The 14,853-nt window shown below is 62.7% G+C and carries 13 protein-coding genes; 5 read left to right on the top strand and 8 right to left on the bottom strand.

Annotation, left to right across the window (positions count from 1 at the left end; translation table 11 throughout):
• The 7 genes from U0023_RS11650 to U0023_RS11620 form a co-directional block, all read right to left on the bottom strand.
• Window positions 1-1,014, bottom strand: coding sequence for an alpha-ketoacid dehydrogenase subunit beta (locus U0023_RS11650; protein ID WP_009492993.1), 1,014 nt, complete (start codon window positions 1,012-1,014; stop codon window positions 1-3).
• A gap of 4 nt (window positions 1,015-1,018) precedes the next feature.
• Window positions 1,019-2,251 (bottom strand): 3-methyl-2-oxobutanoate dehydrogenase (2-methylpropanoyl-transferring) subunit alpha, encoded by a 1,233-nt coding sequence (locus tag U0023_RS11645; protein WP_009492994.1) that lies wholly within the window; start codon window positions 2,249-2,251, stop codon window positions 1,019-1,021.
• A 128-nt stretch (window positions 2,252-2,379) separates the two neighbouring features.
• Window positions 2,380-2,670: a hypothetical protein gene (locus U0023_RS11640; RefSeq protein ID WP_009492995.1), complete on the bottom strand. Its 291-nt coding sequence runs from the start codon at window positions 2,668-2,670 to the stop codon at window positions 2,380-2,382.
• A 73-nt stretch (window positions 2,671-2,743) separates the two neighbouring features.
• Entirely contained in the window at window positions 2,744-3,577 is an 834-nt protein-coding gene (locus U0023_RS11635) for a universal stress protein (RefSeq protein WP_009492996.1), read from the bottom strand.
• A gap of 134 nt (window positions 3,578-3,711) precedes the next feature.
• Window positions 3,712-4,437 carry a DUF2270 domain-containing protein gene (locus U0023_RS11630; protein ID WP_009492997.1) on the bottom strand — a complete coding sequence of 242 codons (726 nt, stop codon included), beginning with the start codon at window positions 4,435-4,437 and terminating at the stop codon, window positions 3,712-3,714.
• Between the two features lie 309 nt (window positions 4,438-4,746).
• Window positions 4,747-5,667 carry an MBL fold metallo-hydrolase gene (locus U0023_RS11625; RefSeq protein WP_009492998.1) on the bottom strand — a complete coding sequence of 307 codons (921 nt, stop codon included), beginning with the start codon at window positions 5,665-5,667 and terminating at the stop codon, window positions 4,747-4,749.
• A gap of 54 nt (window positions 5,668-5,721) precedes the next feature.
• Entirely contained in the window at window positions 5,722-6,384 is a 663-nt protein-coding gene (locus tag U0023_RS11620) for a peroxiredoxin (protein ID WP_009492999.1), read from the bottom strand.
• Between the two features lie 465 nt (window positions 6,385-6,849).
• On the opposite strand from U0023_RS11620, the gene U0023_RS11615 reads away from it, so the two are divergent.
• A complete protein-coding gene (locus U0023_RS11615) occupies window positions 6,850-8,787 on the top strand; it encodes an acyltransferase family protein (protein ID WP_052600671.1) in 1,938 nt (645 codons plus the stop codon).
• Window positions 8,788-9,008: 221 nt separating this feature from the next.
• On the opposite strand, the gene U0023_RS11610 is transcribed toward U0023_RS11615, so the two are convergent.
• Entirely contained in the window at window positions 9,009-9,725 is a 717-nt protein-coding gene (locus tag U0023_RS11610) for a GntR family transcriptional regulator (RefSeq protein ID WP_009493001.1), read from the bottom strand.
• A gap of 124 nt (window positions 9,726-9,849) precedes the next feature.
• Here U0023_RS11610 and U0023_RS11605 point away from each other — a divergent pair, with 124 nt between their 5' ends.
• The 4 genes from U0023_RS11605 to U0023_RS11590 all read left to right on the top strand — a co-directional run bounded on the left by U0023_RS11605 (window position 9,850) and on the right by U0023_RS11590 (window position 14,481).
• Window positions 9,850-10,845, top strand: coding sequence for a sialic acid TRAP transporter substrate-binding protein SiaP (locus U0023_RS11605; protein ID WP_009493002.1), 996 nt, complete (start codon window positions 9,850-9,852; stop codon window positions 10,843-10,845).
• A gap of 85 nt (window positions 10,846-10,930) precedes the next feature.
• Window positions 10,931-11,515, top strand: a complete 585-nt coding sequence (locus U0023_RS11600) for a TRAP transporter small permease (protein WP_009493003.1) — start codon at window positions 10,931-10,933, stop codon at window positions 11,513-11,515.
• Window positions 11,515-12,921, top strand: a complete 1,407-nt coding sequence (locus tag U0023_RS11595) for a TRAP transporter large permease (protein WP_009493004.1) — start codon at window positions 11,515-11,517, stop codon at window positions 12,919-12,921. The genes U0023_RS11600 and U0023_RS11595 overlap by 1 nt, the downstream gene beginning before the upstream one ends.
• A gap of 42 nt (window positions 12,922-12,963) precedes the next feature.
• Complete coding sequence (locus U0023_RS11590) at window positions 12,964-14,481, top strand: UxaA family hydrolase (RefSeq protein ID WP_009493005.1); 1,518 nt, start codon at window positions 12,964-12,966, stop codon at window positions 14,479-14,481.
• The last annotated feature ends 372 nt before the right edge of the window (window positions 14,482-14,853 follow it).

Here is a 14,853-nt window from a genome sequence, read left to right as displayed (position 1 = left end):
TCAGGCCTCCATCGTCTCGACAAGGGCGCGGCCGACACGGGCCGACCCCGGGAAGTAGTCCCATTCCTGAGCATGGGGATAGGGTGTGTCCCATCCCGTCACACGGGCAACGGGCGCTTCCAGGTGGAAGAAGCAATTTTCCTGCACGAGGGCCGCCAGTTCCGCCCCGAAACCCGACGTGAGGGTGGCTTCGTGCACCACGACGCAGCGACCCGTCTTCCTGACGGAAGCGGCAATGGTCTCCAGGTCGAGCGGGATCAGGGTCCGCAGGTCGATGATCTCGGCATCGATCCCGGTTTCCTCCACGGCCGCCTGCGCCACATAGACCATCGTGCCGTAGGCCAGCACGGTCAGGGCGGCGCCTTCCCGAAGGATGGAAGCCTTGCCGAGCGGCAGGTTGAAATGGCCGGTCGGCACTTCGCTCAGGTCGTGTTTCGACCATGGCGTCACCGGGCGGTCGTGGTGTCCGTCGAAGGGGCCGTTGTAGAGGCGCTTCGGCTCCAGGAAGATCACGGGATCCGGATCCTCGATCGCCGCGATCAGAAGCCCCTTGGCATCGCGGGGGTTGGACGGCACGACCGTCTTCAGGCCCGACACGTGCGTGAACAAAGCCTCGGGGCTCTGGCTATGGGTCTGCCCGCCGAAGATGCCGCCTCCGGTCGGCATCCGAATGACCATGGGGCAGGTGAACTCGCCGTTCGAACGGTAGCGCAGCCGGGCCGCCTCGGACACGATCTGGTCGTAGGCCGGGTACATGTAATCGGCGAACTGAATCTCGATGCACGGCAACAGGCCATAGCTCGCCATGCCGATGGCTGTGCCCACGATGCCGGATTCGCTGATCGGCGCATCGAAGCAGCGCGTCTTGCCGTATTTCTGCTGGAGGCCGGCCGTGCAGCGGAAGACGCCGCCGAAATAGCCCACGTCCTCACCGAAGACCACGACACGTTCGTCGCGCGCCATCATCACATCCATGGCGTCGCGGATCGCTTCAATCATCGTCATGCGCGCCATGGCTTCAGACTCCCGCCTGCTGGCGCTGACGGCGCAGATGCGGCGGCATCTCGGCATAGACCCCGTCGAAGATCTCGCGGGCGGACGGCTTGGCGCCCGCATGAAGCGTGCCGTAGCTCTCCGCCTCCTTCTGGGCCGCGATCACCGTATCGAGGATCTCGGCCTCCGCCTGCTTGTGCCGCTCCTCCGACCAGGCGCCGCGCAGGATGAGATGGCTCTTCAGCCGCATGATGGGATCGCCCAAGGGCCAGGCATCGGATTCGGTCTTCGGGCGATAGGCCGATGGATCGTCCGACGTCGAATGCGCGCCGACCCGGTAAGTCACGTATTCGACGAGGGTCGGGCCGAGATTGCGCCGGGCCCGCTCGGCGGCCCACTTCGCCACCGCGTAGACGGCGAGATAATCGTTGCCGTCGACCCGCAGCGAGGGAATGCCGAAGCCCAGGCCACGCGCGGCGAACGTTCCCGCGCCACCTCGCGCGATGCCCTGGAACGTGGAGATCGCCCATTGATTGTTGACGATGTTGAGGATGACCGGCGCCTTGTAGGTGGACGCGAAGACGAGCGCCGCATGGAAATCCGATTCCGCCGTCGATCCGTCGCCGATCCAGGCGGCCGCGATCTTGGTGTCGTTGCGGATCGCCGAGGCCATGGCCCAGCCGACCGCCTGGACATATTGCGTGGCGAGATTGCCCGAGATGGTGAAGAACCCGTGCTCCTTGGAGGAGTACATGACGGGCAGCTGACGCCCCTTCAAAGGGTCGCGGGAATTCGAATAGACCTGACACATCATGTCGACCATGGAATAGCCGCCGGCGATCAGAAGGCCGGCCTGCCGGTAGGTCGGGAAGTTCATGTCCCCCGGCGCGAGCGCCTTTCGGAAGGCGCAGCTGATCGCCTCCTCGCCCAGATGCTGCATGTAGAAGGAGGTCTTGCCCTGCCGCTGCGCGATCAGCATACGCGCATCGAAGGTGCGCAGGGTCATCATGTTGCGCATTCCCTCGATGAGTTCCTCGTCGCTCAGAAGCCCGGCCCACGGCCCGACCGCCTCTCCGGCGCGGTTGAGAACGCGGATGATGGAGAAGGCGAGGTCGCGGATGGTTTCCGGCTCCACGTCCACGTCGGGGCGTGGGACGGCACCGGCCTTGGGGATCTTCACATTCGAGAAGTCTGGGGTCCCGCCCGGACGGACGGCGGGCTCGGGCACATGGAGGGTCAGCGGTCCATAATCTTTCATGGTCTTTCGTTCTCCTCCCCAGGAAACTAGGAACGAAACACCATTCGGCCATAGGCTGGGCTGTTTCTAAAGGAGCAAATGCCGGTTATCGACAGTCTCGAACAGCGCACCCGAATCTGCCGCTGCCATCAAGGCTTCACGGCAGCCAAGACCTCGCCGGCCGTGATTTCCGGTTCGCCTTGAATCAGGTCGGCCAGGCTCGCGCGGACCCAAGCCAGGGCCTTCTCGTTGGCCGCAAGGGCAGCCTCACGGCTATCGAACAGAGTGATGGATCCGCCGGCACCATTGCCGCAATCGAAGACATGATAGCTCTGGAAACCCGGAGATTGCCGCAGGATCTGGCCGATTCCGCTCTCCGCCCGCCGAGCCGCCTCGGGCACCGAGCGCATATTGCTGAACTTACGAATGACGACATACATGGATGCCTCCACCTGCTGTCGAAGAACGCTACTCCGCCTTACCAAGAAGATCGGCGTGAAGCCTCGCGATCCGCTAATGTGCCATCAGGACCGGAATGCCCGCATGGGAGATGATGTGGCTCGTCGCGCCGCCGAAGATCATCTGCCTCAGGCGGCTCTGGGTATAGGCTCCCTTGATGAGGAGATCCGCGTGAAACGAGGCTGCTTCCTCCAGAATGGCCTCACCCGGAGAGCGCGTGTTCAGCCTGCGAACCACCGCCTCGGCCCGGACGCCGTTTCGCTCGAGGCGGAAAGCCAGCTCAGCGCCGCTCGGACCGTCCCCTCCCCAGCTATCCAGTGCCAGCACGATGACCCGACCGGCCTTCTTCAGGATGGGCATCGCGAGCGCCACGGTCCGGGCCGTTTCCGTGCTGCCGTTCCAGGCGATCACGACCGTCTCGCCGATCGATGCCGGGGACGCGGGCGGGACCATGAGGACGGGCCGTCCGCCTTCGAACAGGGCGGCCTCCAGGGTGGCCAGTCTCGGCGGCTCATCCTGCGCGCCGGGGCGTCCGAGCACGATCAGGTCGAAGACCCGGCCGAAACTGCCGATATAGCTGTCTGCGAACAGCTGCTGCCCGACGAAGTCGCAGGTGACTTCGTCCGCCGCTTCCGATTTACGCGGCACCCCACAGGAGAGCATGAACTCCTCGAAGAGGTGCTGCGATCGCGACAGGTGCTCGCGCTGTTCCTTTTCGCTCAGGATGGTCCAGCCGACCGGGACATCGAAAGCGATGACCTCCGGGATATCGGGACCGAGCGCCAACCCCTCCACGTGGCTCCCGAACCGGCCCGCAATCAGCAGGGCGGCATCCAGGACCGAACGGATGAAGCTATGGGGCTCAACCGGAACCAGAATGGCTTTCATGACAACCACCTCGGCAAACCTGCGAGCCGATGTCCTGGACAGCATTATACTCCCAAAGCGGGCATCCGGCACAATCAATCTTCACGGGCCTCAGCGCGTCGGTGCGGGCCGGTCAAGAAGAAGCTTCCGATGCTCTAGACATGCACGTTGCCGAAGGCCAACTCCCCCTCGCCCTTGGGCTTGCGCAGGGTGGCGTAGAGAATCCAGCCATAGAAGACGCCCAACCCGGCGATCACGGCCCATCCTGGGATGGGCCCGATAGCGACGTTGCGGACCCATTCCCCGACCGAACCGACGAGATGGGCATCGACGGCGTTCTCCTGCATTCGGATGAAGGTGGTCTTCACCAGCCAAGCGAACAGCAGGATCAGGAACATCCAACAATAGTTGCGCCGGAGCCGCCTCGTGATGGCCTCGCTGGTGCTCGTCAGGAACAGGGGGCGCCGGAGATCCTCCCCCAGCTTCTGCACCCAATCGTCCGTGGTGCCCTCCTCCGGAGCGAAGATCTGGGCGAAGTAATTGCGCTCCATCCGGCGGACCCGGTTCCGGTACACGTCGAAGAAGCGGTACCGCCGCGCCTCGATCACCAGGAGCAGGAGGACCAGCACCATGGCGAAGATCAACACGCCATGGTGAGCGGTCGAGGTGGACAGGGAGACCGACAGCATAGCGGCCACCACGGTGATGGCCCAGTTGGTCGTCCGGTCGATCCGGTCGCGCCAGCCCGCCATGCGGGCGATCTCGGCGCGGTGGTAATGGGCCATGACGTTGATGAATTCGGTGGAATTGCTAGGAAAGACCGGCGCCTTAACGGAAGGGCGGAGGGTCTGCACGATGGCTTGCTCGTTCTTCGGCAGCATGATCTTGCTCCCTTAAGCGCCGGCGGCATCTTGGCGTGCCCGATCAGCCCTGGAGACTTGTTTGTTTATAGGTCTCACCGAGACAAATTCATCATGCCATCGCGAGGTTCCGAACTGGAACGGACGGTGGAAGGAACTTCCAGACGATCGTCTACCGGGGGTGTCCCTTGTCAGAGCGCCTTGCCTTTAAAGCCAAGCCGGTGCGGGCAAATTCCTGATGACAGCCGGTTGGCAGCGCGTACCACATGGGGGGCGAGACGCATCGATCAGCGGCTTTCAATCGGACGAGCCGGGCGGATCTGGCTCCCGTCAGTCCCAGACCGCATGGGGAAGTGCATCGAGCGGGATCTTGAGGTAGCGGGTCCCATTGCTCTCCGGCTCCGGCAGACGCCCTCCCGCCATGTTCACCTGGAGGGCGTGTAGGATCAGCTTGGGCATCGGCAGCCTGGCGTCCCGCGCCTGGCGCATGGCGACGAACGCGTCCTCGGTGCGGGCCTGGGCCAGATGCACATTGTGGGCCTTCTGCCCGGCGACGGAGCTCTCCCAAGCCGGAGCCCGGCCGCCCGGCATGTAGTCGTGGCCGGAGAACAGGCGCGTATGCTCGGGCAGGGACAGGATGCGCTGGATGGTGCGCCACAGGGCCCGGGCATCCCCGCCGGGGAAGTCGCATCGGGCCGTGCCGAAATCGGGCATGAAGAGCGTGTCGTGGATGAAGGCGGCATCGCCGACCACGTAGGTGATGGAGGCGAGCGTATGGCCCGGCGAGAACATGACCCGCACATCCATCTCGCCGATCCGGAATTCATCCCCGTCGGCGAACAGGCGATCCCATTGCGAGCCATCCGCCTCGAAGCCCGGAAGGTTGTAGATCGTCTTCCAGAGCCGCTGAACGTCGACGACGCGCTCGCCGATGGCCGTCTTCGCGCCCGTGCGATCCTTGAGGTATGCGGCCGCCGACAGGTGGTCCGCGTGCGGATGCGTATCGAGGATCCACTCGACGGTCAGGCCCTTCTCCTTCACGCAGGCGAGCAGGGCATCGGCAGATACGGTCGCGATGGATCCCGACTTCTCGTCGTAATCGAGGACCGGATCGACGAGGGCGCAGCGCCGCGTCGCGGGATCGGACACCACGTATTGGACGCTGCAGGTGCGCTTGTCGAAGAACGCATCCACCTGCGGACTTGCGGTTGAACGGTCGAGCGCCGATGGAGGGGACACTGCGGTGCTCATGGCTTCTCCTCCTTCAGACGCACCCGACCGTTCATGCTTTTTCAACCCGACGCCTCATGCATCGGGCTGCGGCACGATCCGGATATAGGGCTTCGGCGCTTTCCATCCCTGCGGGTAGATCTTCTTGGCCTCTTCATCCGGCACGGAACCCGCGATGATGACGTCCTCGCCCTGCTTCCAGTTCGCAGGCGTCGCGACCCGGTGCTTCGCGGTCAGCTGCAACGAGTCGATGACGCGAAGCACCTCGTCGAAGTTGCGGCCCGTGGTCATGGGATAGACGAGCACGAGCTTGATCTTCTTGTCGGGCCCGATGACGAAAACGTTGCGGACGGTCTGATTGTCCGCCGGCGTCCTGCCTTCCGACGTGCCGCCCGTGCTGGCCGGGAGCATCCCGTAGAGCTTCGAGATCGAGAGATCGGTATCGCCGATCATCGGAAAGTTGGGCGCTGTGCCTTGCGTCTCACGGATGTCCTCGGCCCACCGCGCATGATTGTCTGTCGGGTCGACGCTGAGCCCGATGATCTTCACATCGCGCCGGTCGAACTCTGGCTTGATCCGGGCCATGTACCCCAACTCGGTCGTGCAGACCGGGGTGAAGTCCTTGGGGTGGGAGAAGAGCACGCACCAGGAATTGCCGATCCAATCGTGAAAGCGGATACGCCCTTCGGTCGTCTCGGCCTCGAAATCCGGCGCGACGTCGCCAATCTGGAGTGTCATCGAAACCTCCTGTCATCCGCGCATCGTACGAATCTGCGTGCCCGCGCCGCACGATGCGCCCGTCAAAGAGTGAAGCATCGGGATCGATCCAGAAAGTGCAAGTCACTTTCAGGTCAGATGCTCAAATAACGTAACAAGCATGTTGAGGTGGCTTGCCACCTCAGGTCACTCGGCCGCGTCCGAGCGTCCTGCATCGTCCAAATCTCAGTTTCGCGTTGCTCACGCTACCAAGGAACTCGACAGCTGAGAGGCTATGGCAGCCTGTCTCGTTGGCGAACTTATCACACATAGCCCTTCTGTTGAATAGAAGGAGCCGACCTTGGCATCACTACCAAAGATCAACCACCGTTGATCTTTAAAATGGGCGGCTTAAGCAACGGAACCTTCGTCTCGACACATATTAACTTGGATGTTAAGCGATCCTGGTTCCCCAATCACCGAAAAGCTGCACGGCCCTTCATGAGAATGAGCTATCGTCCGGAGATCGACGGGCTTCGTGCTGTTGCCGTGCTTCCCGTTATATTATTCCATGCCGGATTTTCGTGGTTCAGCGGAGGCTACGTCGGGGTGGACGTGTTCTTCGTCATCAGCGGCTTCCTCATTACCTCGATCATTCTGGCTGACCTTCAGGGCGGGCGTTTCAGCATCAGAACCTTCTACGAGCGTCGGGCGAGACGGATCCTGCCGGCGCTTTTCGTAGTTATGGCAGCCTGTGTTCCGGCGGCTTGGTTCCTGTTGCCTTACAAAGAACTTTTCGAGTTCGGCCAAAGCGTCGTGAGCGTGTCGGCATTCGTATCCAACATCTATTTCTGGCTCACGACAGGTTACTTTGAAACGGAGGCGGAGCTTAAGCCGCTTCTTCACACATGGAGCCTCGCCGTCGAAGAGCAGTATTACATCGTAGCGCCGATCTTGCTGTGGTTCCTTTGGACGCGTGCGAAGGGCGCTATGATACCGCTGCTGAGCCTTCTGGCTGCCGGCAGCATGATTCTTGCTGAACACGGTTCACGCACTGCCCCCGAGGCAGCTTTCTTCCTGCCGCATACCCGGATCTGGGAACTAACGCTCGGCGCACTCGCCGCCATCGTCACAGAGCAGCGGGGTGCAGTTCGCCACAATGGCATCCTGAGCCTTATCGGTTTCATGATGATCGCGGCCGCCATCGTCATTTACGACGCGGCGACTCCCTTTCCGGGTGTTTACGCGCTTCTGCCGACGGTAGGGGCCGTCCTGGTCCTCACTTTTACCGGGCCCGGTACGATTGCTCATCGCTTCCTGAGCATGAAGCCGCTCGTCGGAATCGGCCTTATCAGCTACTCCGCCTATCTGTGGCATCAGCCGCTCTTTGCATTTGCAAGGCATCTCAGCATTTCGGAGCCTGCGCCTTCTGTCATGCTGTCATTGTCGGGAATCGCCCTGATACTGGCCTATTTCAGCTGGCGCTTCGTCGAGCAACCGTTTCGCCGCTCGAATCTCATATCATGCCGGACGATTTTCTGCCTTTCGGGAGCATGCCTTGTTGCGAGTGCAGCGCTTGGCATCTTCATTGTGCGCTCCGAGTTATCGCGCACACGAGCGACCTTAGGAGGAGAGAGTTTTCTCGCGCTGAACGAGGTAACGCGTCCGAATACAGGTCTCAGCAACCTGTGCAAGCAATTCACGACGGTGGAACAATGTACACTGGGCCCGAACCCGGTCGCGGTCCTTTGGGGTGATAGTTACGCCATGCATCTCGCACAGGCGCTCCGCGACAGCCCTTCCGCGCTGCCATTCGTCCAGATGACCAAGTCCGCCTGCGCACCGATCCTTGGGATTGCCTTCAATGGGCCGAAATACAATACCAATTGGGGCATGGGTTGCATCAAGCATAATGATCAGGTGCTTGAGTGGCTCAAGGAGCAGCAGGGCATTCGTTACGTCATTCTCTCTTCGACTTTCGCATTGTTGGAGAAGGAAAGCCAGATAACTGTGGCGAGTGGCGCCGTGGTGCAGTCGGCTTCCCTCAGTGAAACAAGATTTGTAGAGACCCTCAAGCGTATCCGCGAATTGGGTAAGTCGGTGGTCATTGTGTCGCCCACTCCGGATCCTGGGTTCAGCGTAGGCCGATGCCTCGCCATCCAAAGCACCCTCGGTCGGCCGCTGGATCGTTGCCACTTTCCGCTCGAAGGGCATAGACGTTCTGGCGTTTTCGGAAAGCTCGCCGATATATCGGCGCGCACTGGTGCGGGTCTTGTTCTCTTGGGCGATCTCATCTGCGAAGAAGGGGTCTGCCAAAGTTCCCGTAACGGCACGATGATCTTCAGCAACGGCGGACACCTTTCCCCCAAAGGATCATCCCTTCTGGGGCGTTCCAAGGACTTGTCCAAGCGGATATTGGCAGCCGCGCAGAGATCAGCCACCTAGAGCATCGAACGCAAAAATGGGCCCGGTTTTCCGGCCCGAACGATGCTCGGACCTATCAACGAAGCAGCGGAGTGAATCCCAAAAGTGCAAATCCACTTTTGGGCCCGATGCTCTGGGACGGGGCTCGAACACGCCTCTTCGCCTGCACCGGGTAGAGACCGCGCGACCCCACCGATGAAGTGGCGCCTCTCGCCCGGATGTCCTGGACCATCGTCTCCTGTTCACGCCTGCACGAAGACCTCGGGGTGCTCGATGGAGAAACGCTCCAGCTCGTCGACGACAGCCTCCAGGTGAGCCTCCATGGCCCTCCGGGCCGCCGGGCTGTCGTGCGCCTCGAGGGCGCGGAAGAGCTCACGATGCTCCGCGAGGGTCACGGCATGACGCCGGGGCGATGAAAGGAGACGGCGCACGCGGTCGATATTGGCCCGTGAGGCGTCGATCACGGCCGCGACCCGGGGCATCCCCAGCCCCTCCACCAGGATCGTGTGGAATTCCAGGTCCAGCGTATAGAAGCCGGGGCGATCCCCCTGCGAGACGGCGTCCTGCTGCGCGTCCAGGTTGGCGCGAAGCGCCTCGATGGCCGTAGGCGGCAGGTGCGTGGCGGCCGCCTCGGCCACCATGCCCTCCAGGGCCCGCCGGATCAGCATCGATTCCCTGATCTCCGGCAGGCGGATGCGCGCCGCACGGGATCCGCGCTGGGGCAGGATCTCGACGAGCCCCTCGGCGGCCAGACGCGCCAGGGCCTCGGACACCGGGAACCGGGACACCCCGAGCGCCGTGCACACGGCCCCCTTGTCGATGAATTCCCCGGGGGCAATGTCGAGACCCACGATCGCGGTCCGGAGCGACGCTTCCACCTTATCGGTCGTATGCCCCCGCGCTCCCCGCTCCAGAGGACCGAGGAAATCGTATCTTTTTCTCTTGTCCAGCGCGTCCATTTGCCTAACATGTTAGCCGAACCGATGGGCCCACGCCATCAGCTTGTCGGGTCCCTCGCACGGGCGGAACCGCTCGTGACCACTCGTCAACCGGCCGCAGAGCCGGCTTTCCGGAGGAACGCCTATGCCATTTCTAACCCGCCGCCTAGCTTTGGGCCTAGTTGCCGCTGCGACAGCCATCCTGCCCGCCCTGCCGGCCAGTGCCCAGACGAAGCTGAAATGGGCCCATGTCTACGAGACCTCGGAACCCTTCCATACCCAATCCGTCTGGGCCGCCCAGGAAATCGCGAAGCGCACCAACAACCGCTACCAGATCGACGTCTATCCGGCCTCCCAGCTCGGCAAGGAGAGCGACATCAACCAGGGCCTGTCGCTCGGCACGGTCGACATGATCATCTCCGGCCCGAGCTTCGCCGCGCGCAGCTATCCGCCCATCGGCATCGGCTACTATCCCTACATCTTCCGCGATTCCGGCCATCTGCTCGCCTTCGCGAAGAGCGACGTGTTCAAGGAGCTCAGCGCGGGTTACGCGGAAAAGACCGGGAACCACATGGTCGCCCTCACCTATTATGGCGTGCGCCACAGCTCCACGAACAAGCCGTTCAAGACCTGCGCCGAGATGAAGGGCCTCAAGATCCGCGTGCCCGACGCCCCGGCCTATCTGGCCATGCCGCGCTCCTGCGGCGCGAACACCTCGCCGATCGCCTTCGCGGAGGTTTATCTGGCGCTTCAGAACGGCACCGTCGACGCGCAGGAGAACCCGCTCACCACCATCGAAGCCAAGAAGTTCTTCGAGGTTCAGAAGAATATCGTGCTCACCGGCCACATCGTCGATCACCTGGCGACGATCATCTCCAAGCAGCTCTGGGCCAAGCTCTCGGATGAAGACAAGAAGATCTTCACCGACGTCGCCCAGGAAGCCGCGATCCGGGCCTCGGGAGAGATCCAGGCGAAGGAGAAGGAACTGCTCGAAACCTTCAAGCAGAAGGGCCTGACGATCACGGAGGTCAACAAGGACGAGTTCAAGGATGCGGTGATGAAGAGCGTCACCCTGGAATCCCTGGGCTATCGCAAGGCGGATTACGACAAGATCCAGGCCTTGAAATCGGAAGGTCTTTGAGTGGCAAGGGCCGCCTCCGGCGGCCCGCCTTTCCCTGTTGTCCGTCGCGAGGGAATTGCTCCAGGCTTGAGAGGCTCGACGAACCATGAAGACTGAGATCCACACCCAGGTCAGCGCCGAGGAACTGGCGCAGACCTTCGACGAGAGCGAGAACGCGCCGGTCGATCTCTCAGACTATGCCTTCGAGGATTGGCTGGCCCTGGCCCTGTTCTGGGCGATGGCGCTCGCCGTCTTCGTTCAATTCTTCACCCGTTACGTTCTGAACGATTCCTTCGCCTGGACGGAGGAGATTGCCACCAATCTCAACGTGGCCCTGGTCTTCGTCGGATCGGCCATGTGCGTGCGCCTGAACCGCCACATCCAGGTCGACTTCCTCTATCGTTATCTTCCGTCCGGACCGGCCCGCGTGCTGGCGACGGGGATCGACCTCATCCGTGTCGCCTTCTTCGCTTACGGGGCTCTCCTCATCTGGCGTTTCATGAGCATCGTCGGCGACGAGCAGATGACCACCGTCGCCCTGCCGAAGAACCTCAGCTACGCCTTTGTCTTCATCGGCTTCATCCTCATGTGCTTCCGCTCCGTTCAGGTCGCCGTCGCCAACTGGCGCCGCGGCTTTTCCATCCTCGAGCGGCCCGAAGCTTTCGATGCACCTTTAGTGGCGGAAACCTGATGCTCATCCTGATCGGCTCCTTCCTTATACTGATGATCCTCGGGCTGCCGGTGGGCATCTCGATGGCCGTTGCGTCCCTGCTCTACATCCTCGCCACCGGGACCGTTCCCGACGTCATCGTGGCGCAGCGCATGATCGCGGGCGTCGAGAGCTTTCCGCTTCTCGCCGTCCCCTTCTTCATTCTCGCCGGCAACCTCATGAACATCGCCGGCGTCACCGGCCGCATCTACTCCTTTGCCGTTGCCCTCGTCGGCTGGATGAAAGGCGGCCTCGGACAGGTGAACATCATCGGCTCGGTGATTTTCTCAGGCATGTCCGGCACCGCCATCGCGGACGCGGCCGGCCTCGGAACCATCGAGATCAAGGCCATGAAGGACCATGGCTACTCGACGGAGTTCTCTGTCGGCGTGACGGCTGCTTCCGCGACCCTCGGGCCGATCATTCCGCCCTCCCTGCCCTTCGTCATCTACGGGATGATGGCGAACGTCTCCATCGGCGCGCTCTTCCTGGGCGGACTGATCCCCGGCATCGTCATGACGCTGCTGATGATGGCGACGGTGGCCTATTTCGCCTACAAGAACGGCTGGGGAGCGGACACGCCCTTCTCGTGGCGCCAGCTTGGCAATGCGAGCGTCGAGGTCGTCATCGTCCTGATGTTCCCCGTCGCGGTATGGCTGATGATGCAGGCGGGGCTTTCATCGAACGTTTCCATCGGCATCGCGCTGGCCGTGCTTCTCGCCCTCGACTGGTACTACGACTTCTCGGCCGTGATGGCCCTGATGGCGCCCGTGATCCTGATCGGCGGCATGACGCTGGGCCTCTTCACGCCCACCGAGGCGGCTGTCGCGGCGGTCATCTGGTCGCTGTTCCTCGGCCTCGTCCGCTATCGCTCCATGACCTTCAGGAGTCTCGCCAAGGCGACCTTCGACACCATCGAGACGACCGCCTCGGTTCTCTTCATCGTGACCGCGGCGTCGATCTTCGCATGGCTTCTGACGGTCAGCCAGGCGGCCCAGATCCTCTCCGACGCGATCCTCGGATTCACGCAGAACAAATGGGTGTTCCTGCTTCTCGCCAACATCCTGATCCTGTTCGTCGGCTGCTTCATCGACACCATCGCGGCCATCACCATCCTGGTGCCGATCCTGCTGCCGATCGTGCTCAAGCTCGGCATCGACCCGATCCATTTCGGGCTCATCATGACGCTCAACCTGATGATCGGGCTGCTTCACCCGCCCCTCGGCATGGTCCTCTTCGTTCTGGCACGGGTGTCCAAGCTGTCCGTCGAGCGCACTACTGTGGCGATCCTTCCCTGGCTCGTACCCTTGATGCTGGCGCTCATCGCGATCACCTATATTCCGGAACTGACTCTCTGGCTCCCGCAGAAGATGGGACTGGGGCGGTGACGGACCGCCCCAACATCACATACGCCTATAGAAGAGACATTCATGAGCACGCCCCGCACCATCCGCCTCTCTCCCGATGACAACGTGGTCATCGCCATCGACCTCGTGAACCAGGGCGCGGACGCGGCGGGTCTGACGGCCCGCGAGCGCATCCTGAAAGGCCACAAGATGGCCGCGGAAGCGATCCGCGAGGGCGAACCGATCCGGAAGTTCGGCCAGATCATCGGCTTCGCCAAGACCCATATCGCGCCGGGCGAATGGGTGCACGAGCACAATGTCGGCCTGCACGATTTCGAGCGCGACTACGCCTTCGGCGTCGAGGCGCGGGAGGACGACCTCATTGCGCCCGACCTGCGCGGCACCTTCCAGGGCTACCGCCGCGCCTCGGGCAAGACGGGCACGCGCAACTACATCGGGATCCTGACCTCGGTGAATTGCTCGGCTTCCGTCGCGCGTTTCGCCGCCGCGGAGGTGGAGCGCTCCGGCCTCTTGCGCGACTACCCGGGGATCGACGGCATCGTGGCCATCGTTCACGGCACCGGCTGCGGGCACGCGGCCTACGGCGAAGGGTTCGATATCCTCCGCCGGACGCAATGGGGCTACGCCAGCCACCCGAACTTCGCCGGCGTGATCATGGTCGGGCTCGGCTGCGAGGTATTTCAGATCGGCCGCATGAAGCAGGAATACGGCCTGACCGAAAGCGACACCTTCCGCACCCTCACGATCCAGGAAACGGGCGGCACGCGGCGCACCGTGCAGGCCATCGTCGATGCGGTGAAGGACATGCTGCCCATCGCCGCCAAAGCGCGGCGCGAGACGCGCCCCGCATCGGAGCTGGTGCTCGCGCTCCAGTGCGGCGGCTCCGACGGCTATTCCGCCCTGACGGCCAATCCGGCCCTCGGCGTCGCGTCCGATCTGCTGGTGCGCCACGGCGGAACGTCGATCCTGTCCGAGACTCCTGAGATCTACGGGGCCGAACACCTGCTCACCCGGCGCGCCGCCACGCGGGAGATCGGCGAGAAGCTCATCTCGCGGATCCATTGGTGGGAGGATTACACCGCCCGCAACGGCGGCGAGATGAACAACAATCCCTCACCCGGCAACAAGGCGGGCGGATTGACGACGATCCTCGAGAAGTCTTTGGGCGCGGCCGCAAAGGGCGGGCGCTCCACGCTTCGCGCCGTCTACGAATATGCAGAGCCCGTGAAAGAGCACGGCTTCGTCTACATGGATACGCCGGGCTACGATCCCGTCGCGGCGACCGGCCAGGTGGCGGGCGGCGCGAACCTGATCGCGTTCACGACGGGACGCGGCTCGGCCTTCGGCTGCAAGCCGGTGCCGAGCCTGAAACTCGCGACGAATTCCGACATCTATCGCCGCATGCTGGACGACATGGACATCAACTGCGGCGACATCCTCGACGGCATCTCCCTCGAGGACAAGGGCCGGGAGATCTTCGACATCCTCCTGCGCGTCGCGTCCGGCGAGCACACGAAATCGGAGGAACTCGGCTACGGCGACCTCGAATTCGTTCCCTGGCAGGTCGGCGCGACCATGTGATCGCGCCAATACGTTAACGGCTTGTTAACCATAAGACCCGCATAGTGCGTATGCCGATCCGCCATGCGGACAGGCTCTCTCCCAAAAGCGACCGGGGCGCGGATGTACCGCCTCGCTCGCTTTGGGATGCAGGATGCAGCGATGATCGCCCCTGCTCTCACCCGAACACGTAATAGGCCGCTCCAAGCACCGCCATCGCACCGACGAACGCGTAAGGGTACCAAGACGGAAATGGCTTGTCGTGACCGTCGTAGCTCAAGCGGAATCTCCCAGGTAAGAAGCACGGCCACTCTTCCTCACGCATCATGGTATTTTCGTGAAATCCGCTCGATGCTCATGGCCTTTCAACCGGCAAGATCGCGGTCGGAGCCA

This window comes from Microvirga lotononidis, from assembly GCF_034627025.1.
In the GTDB taxonomy this organism is placed as follows: Bacteria; Pseudomonadota; Alphaproteobacteria; order Rhizobiales; family Beijerinckiaceae; genus Microvirga; species Microvirga lotononidis.
This window is presented reverse-complemented; position numbering and strand designations above follow the sequence as displayed.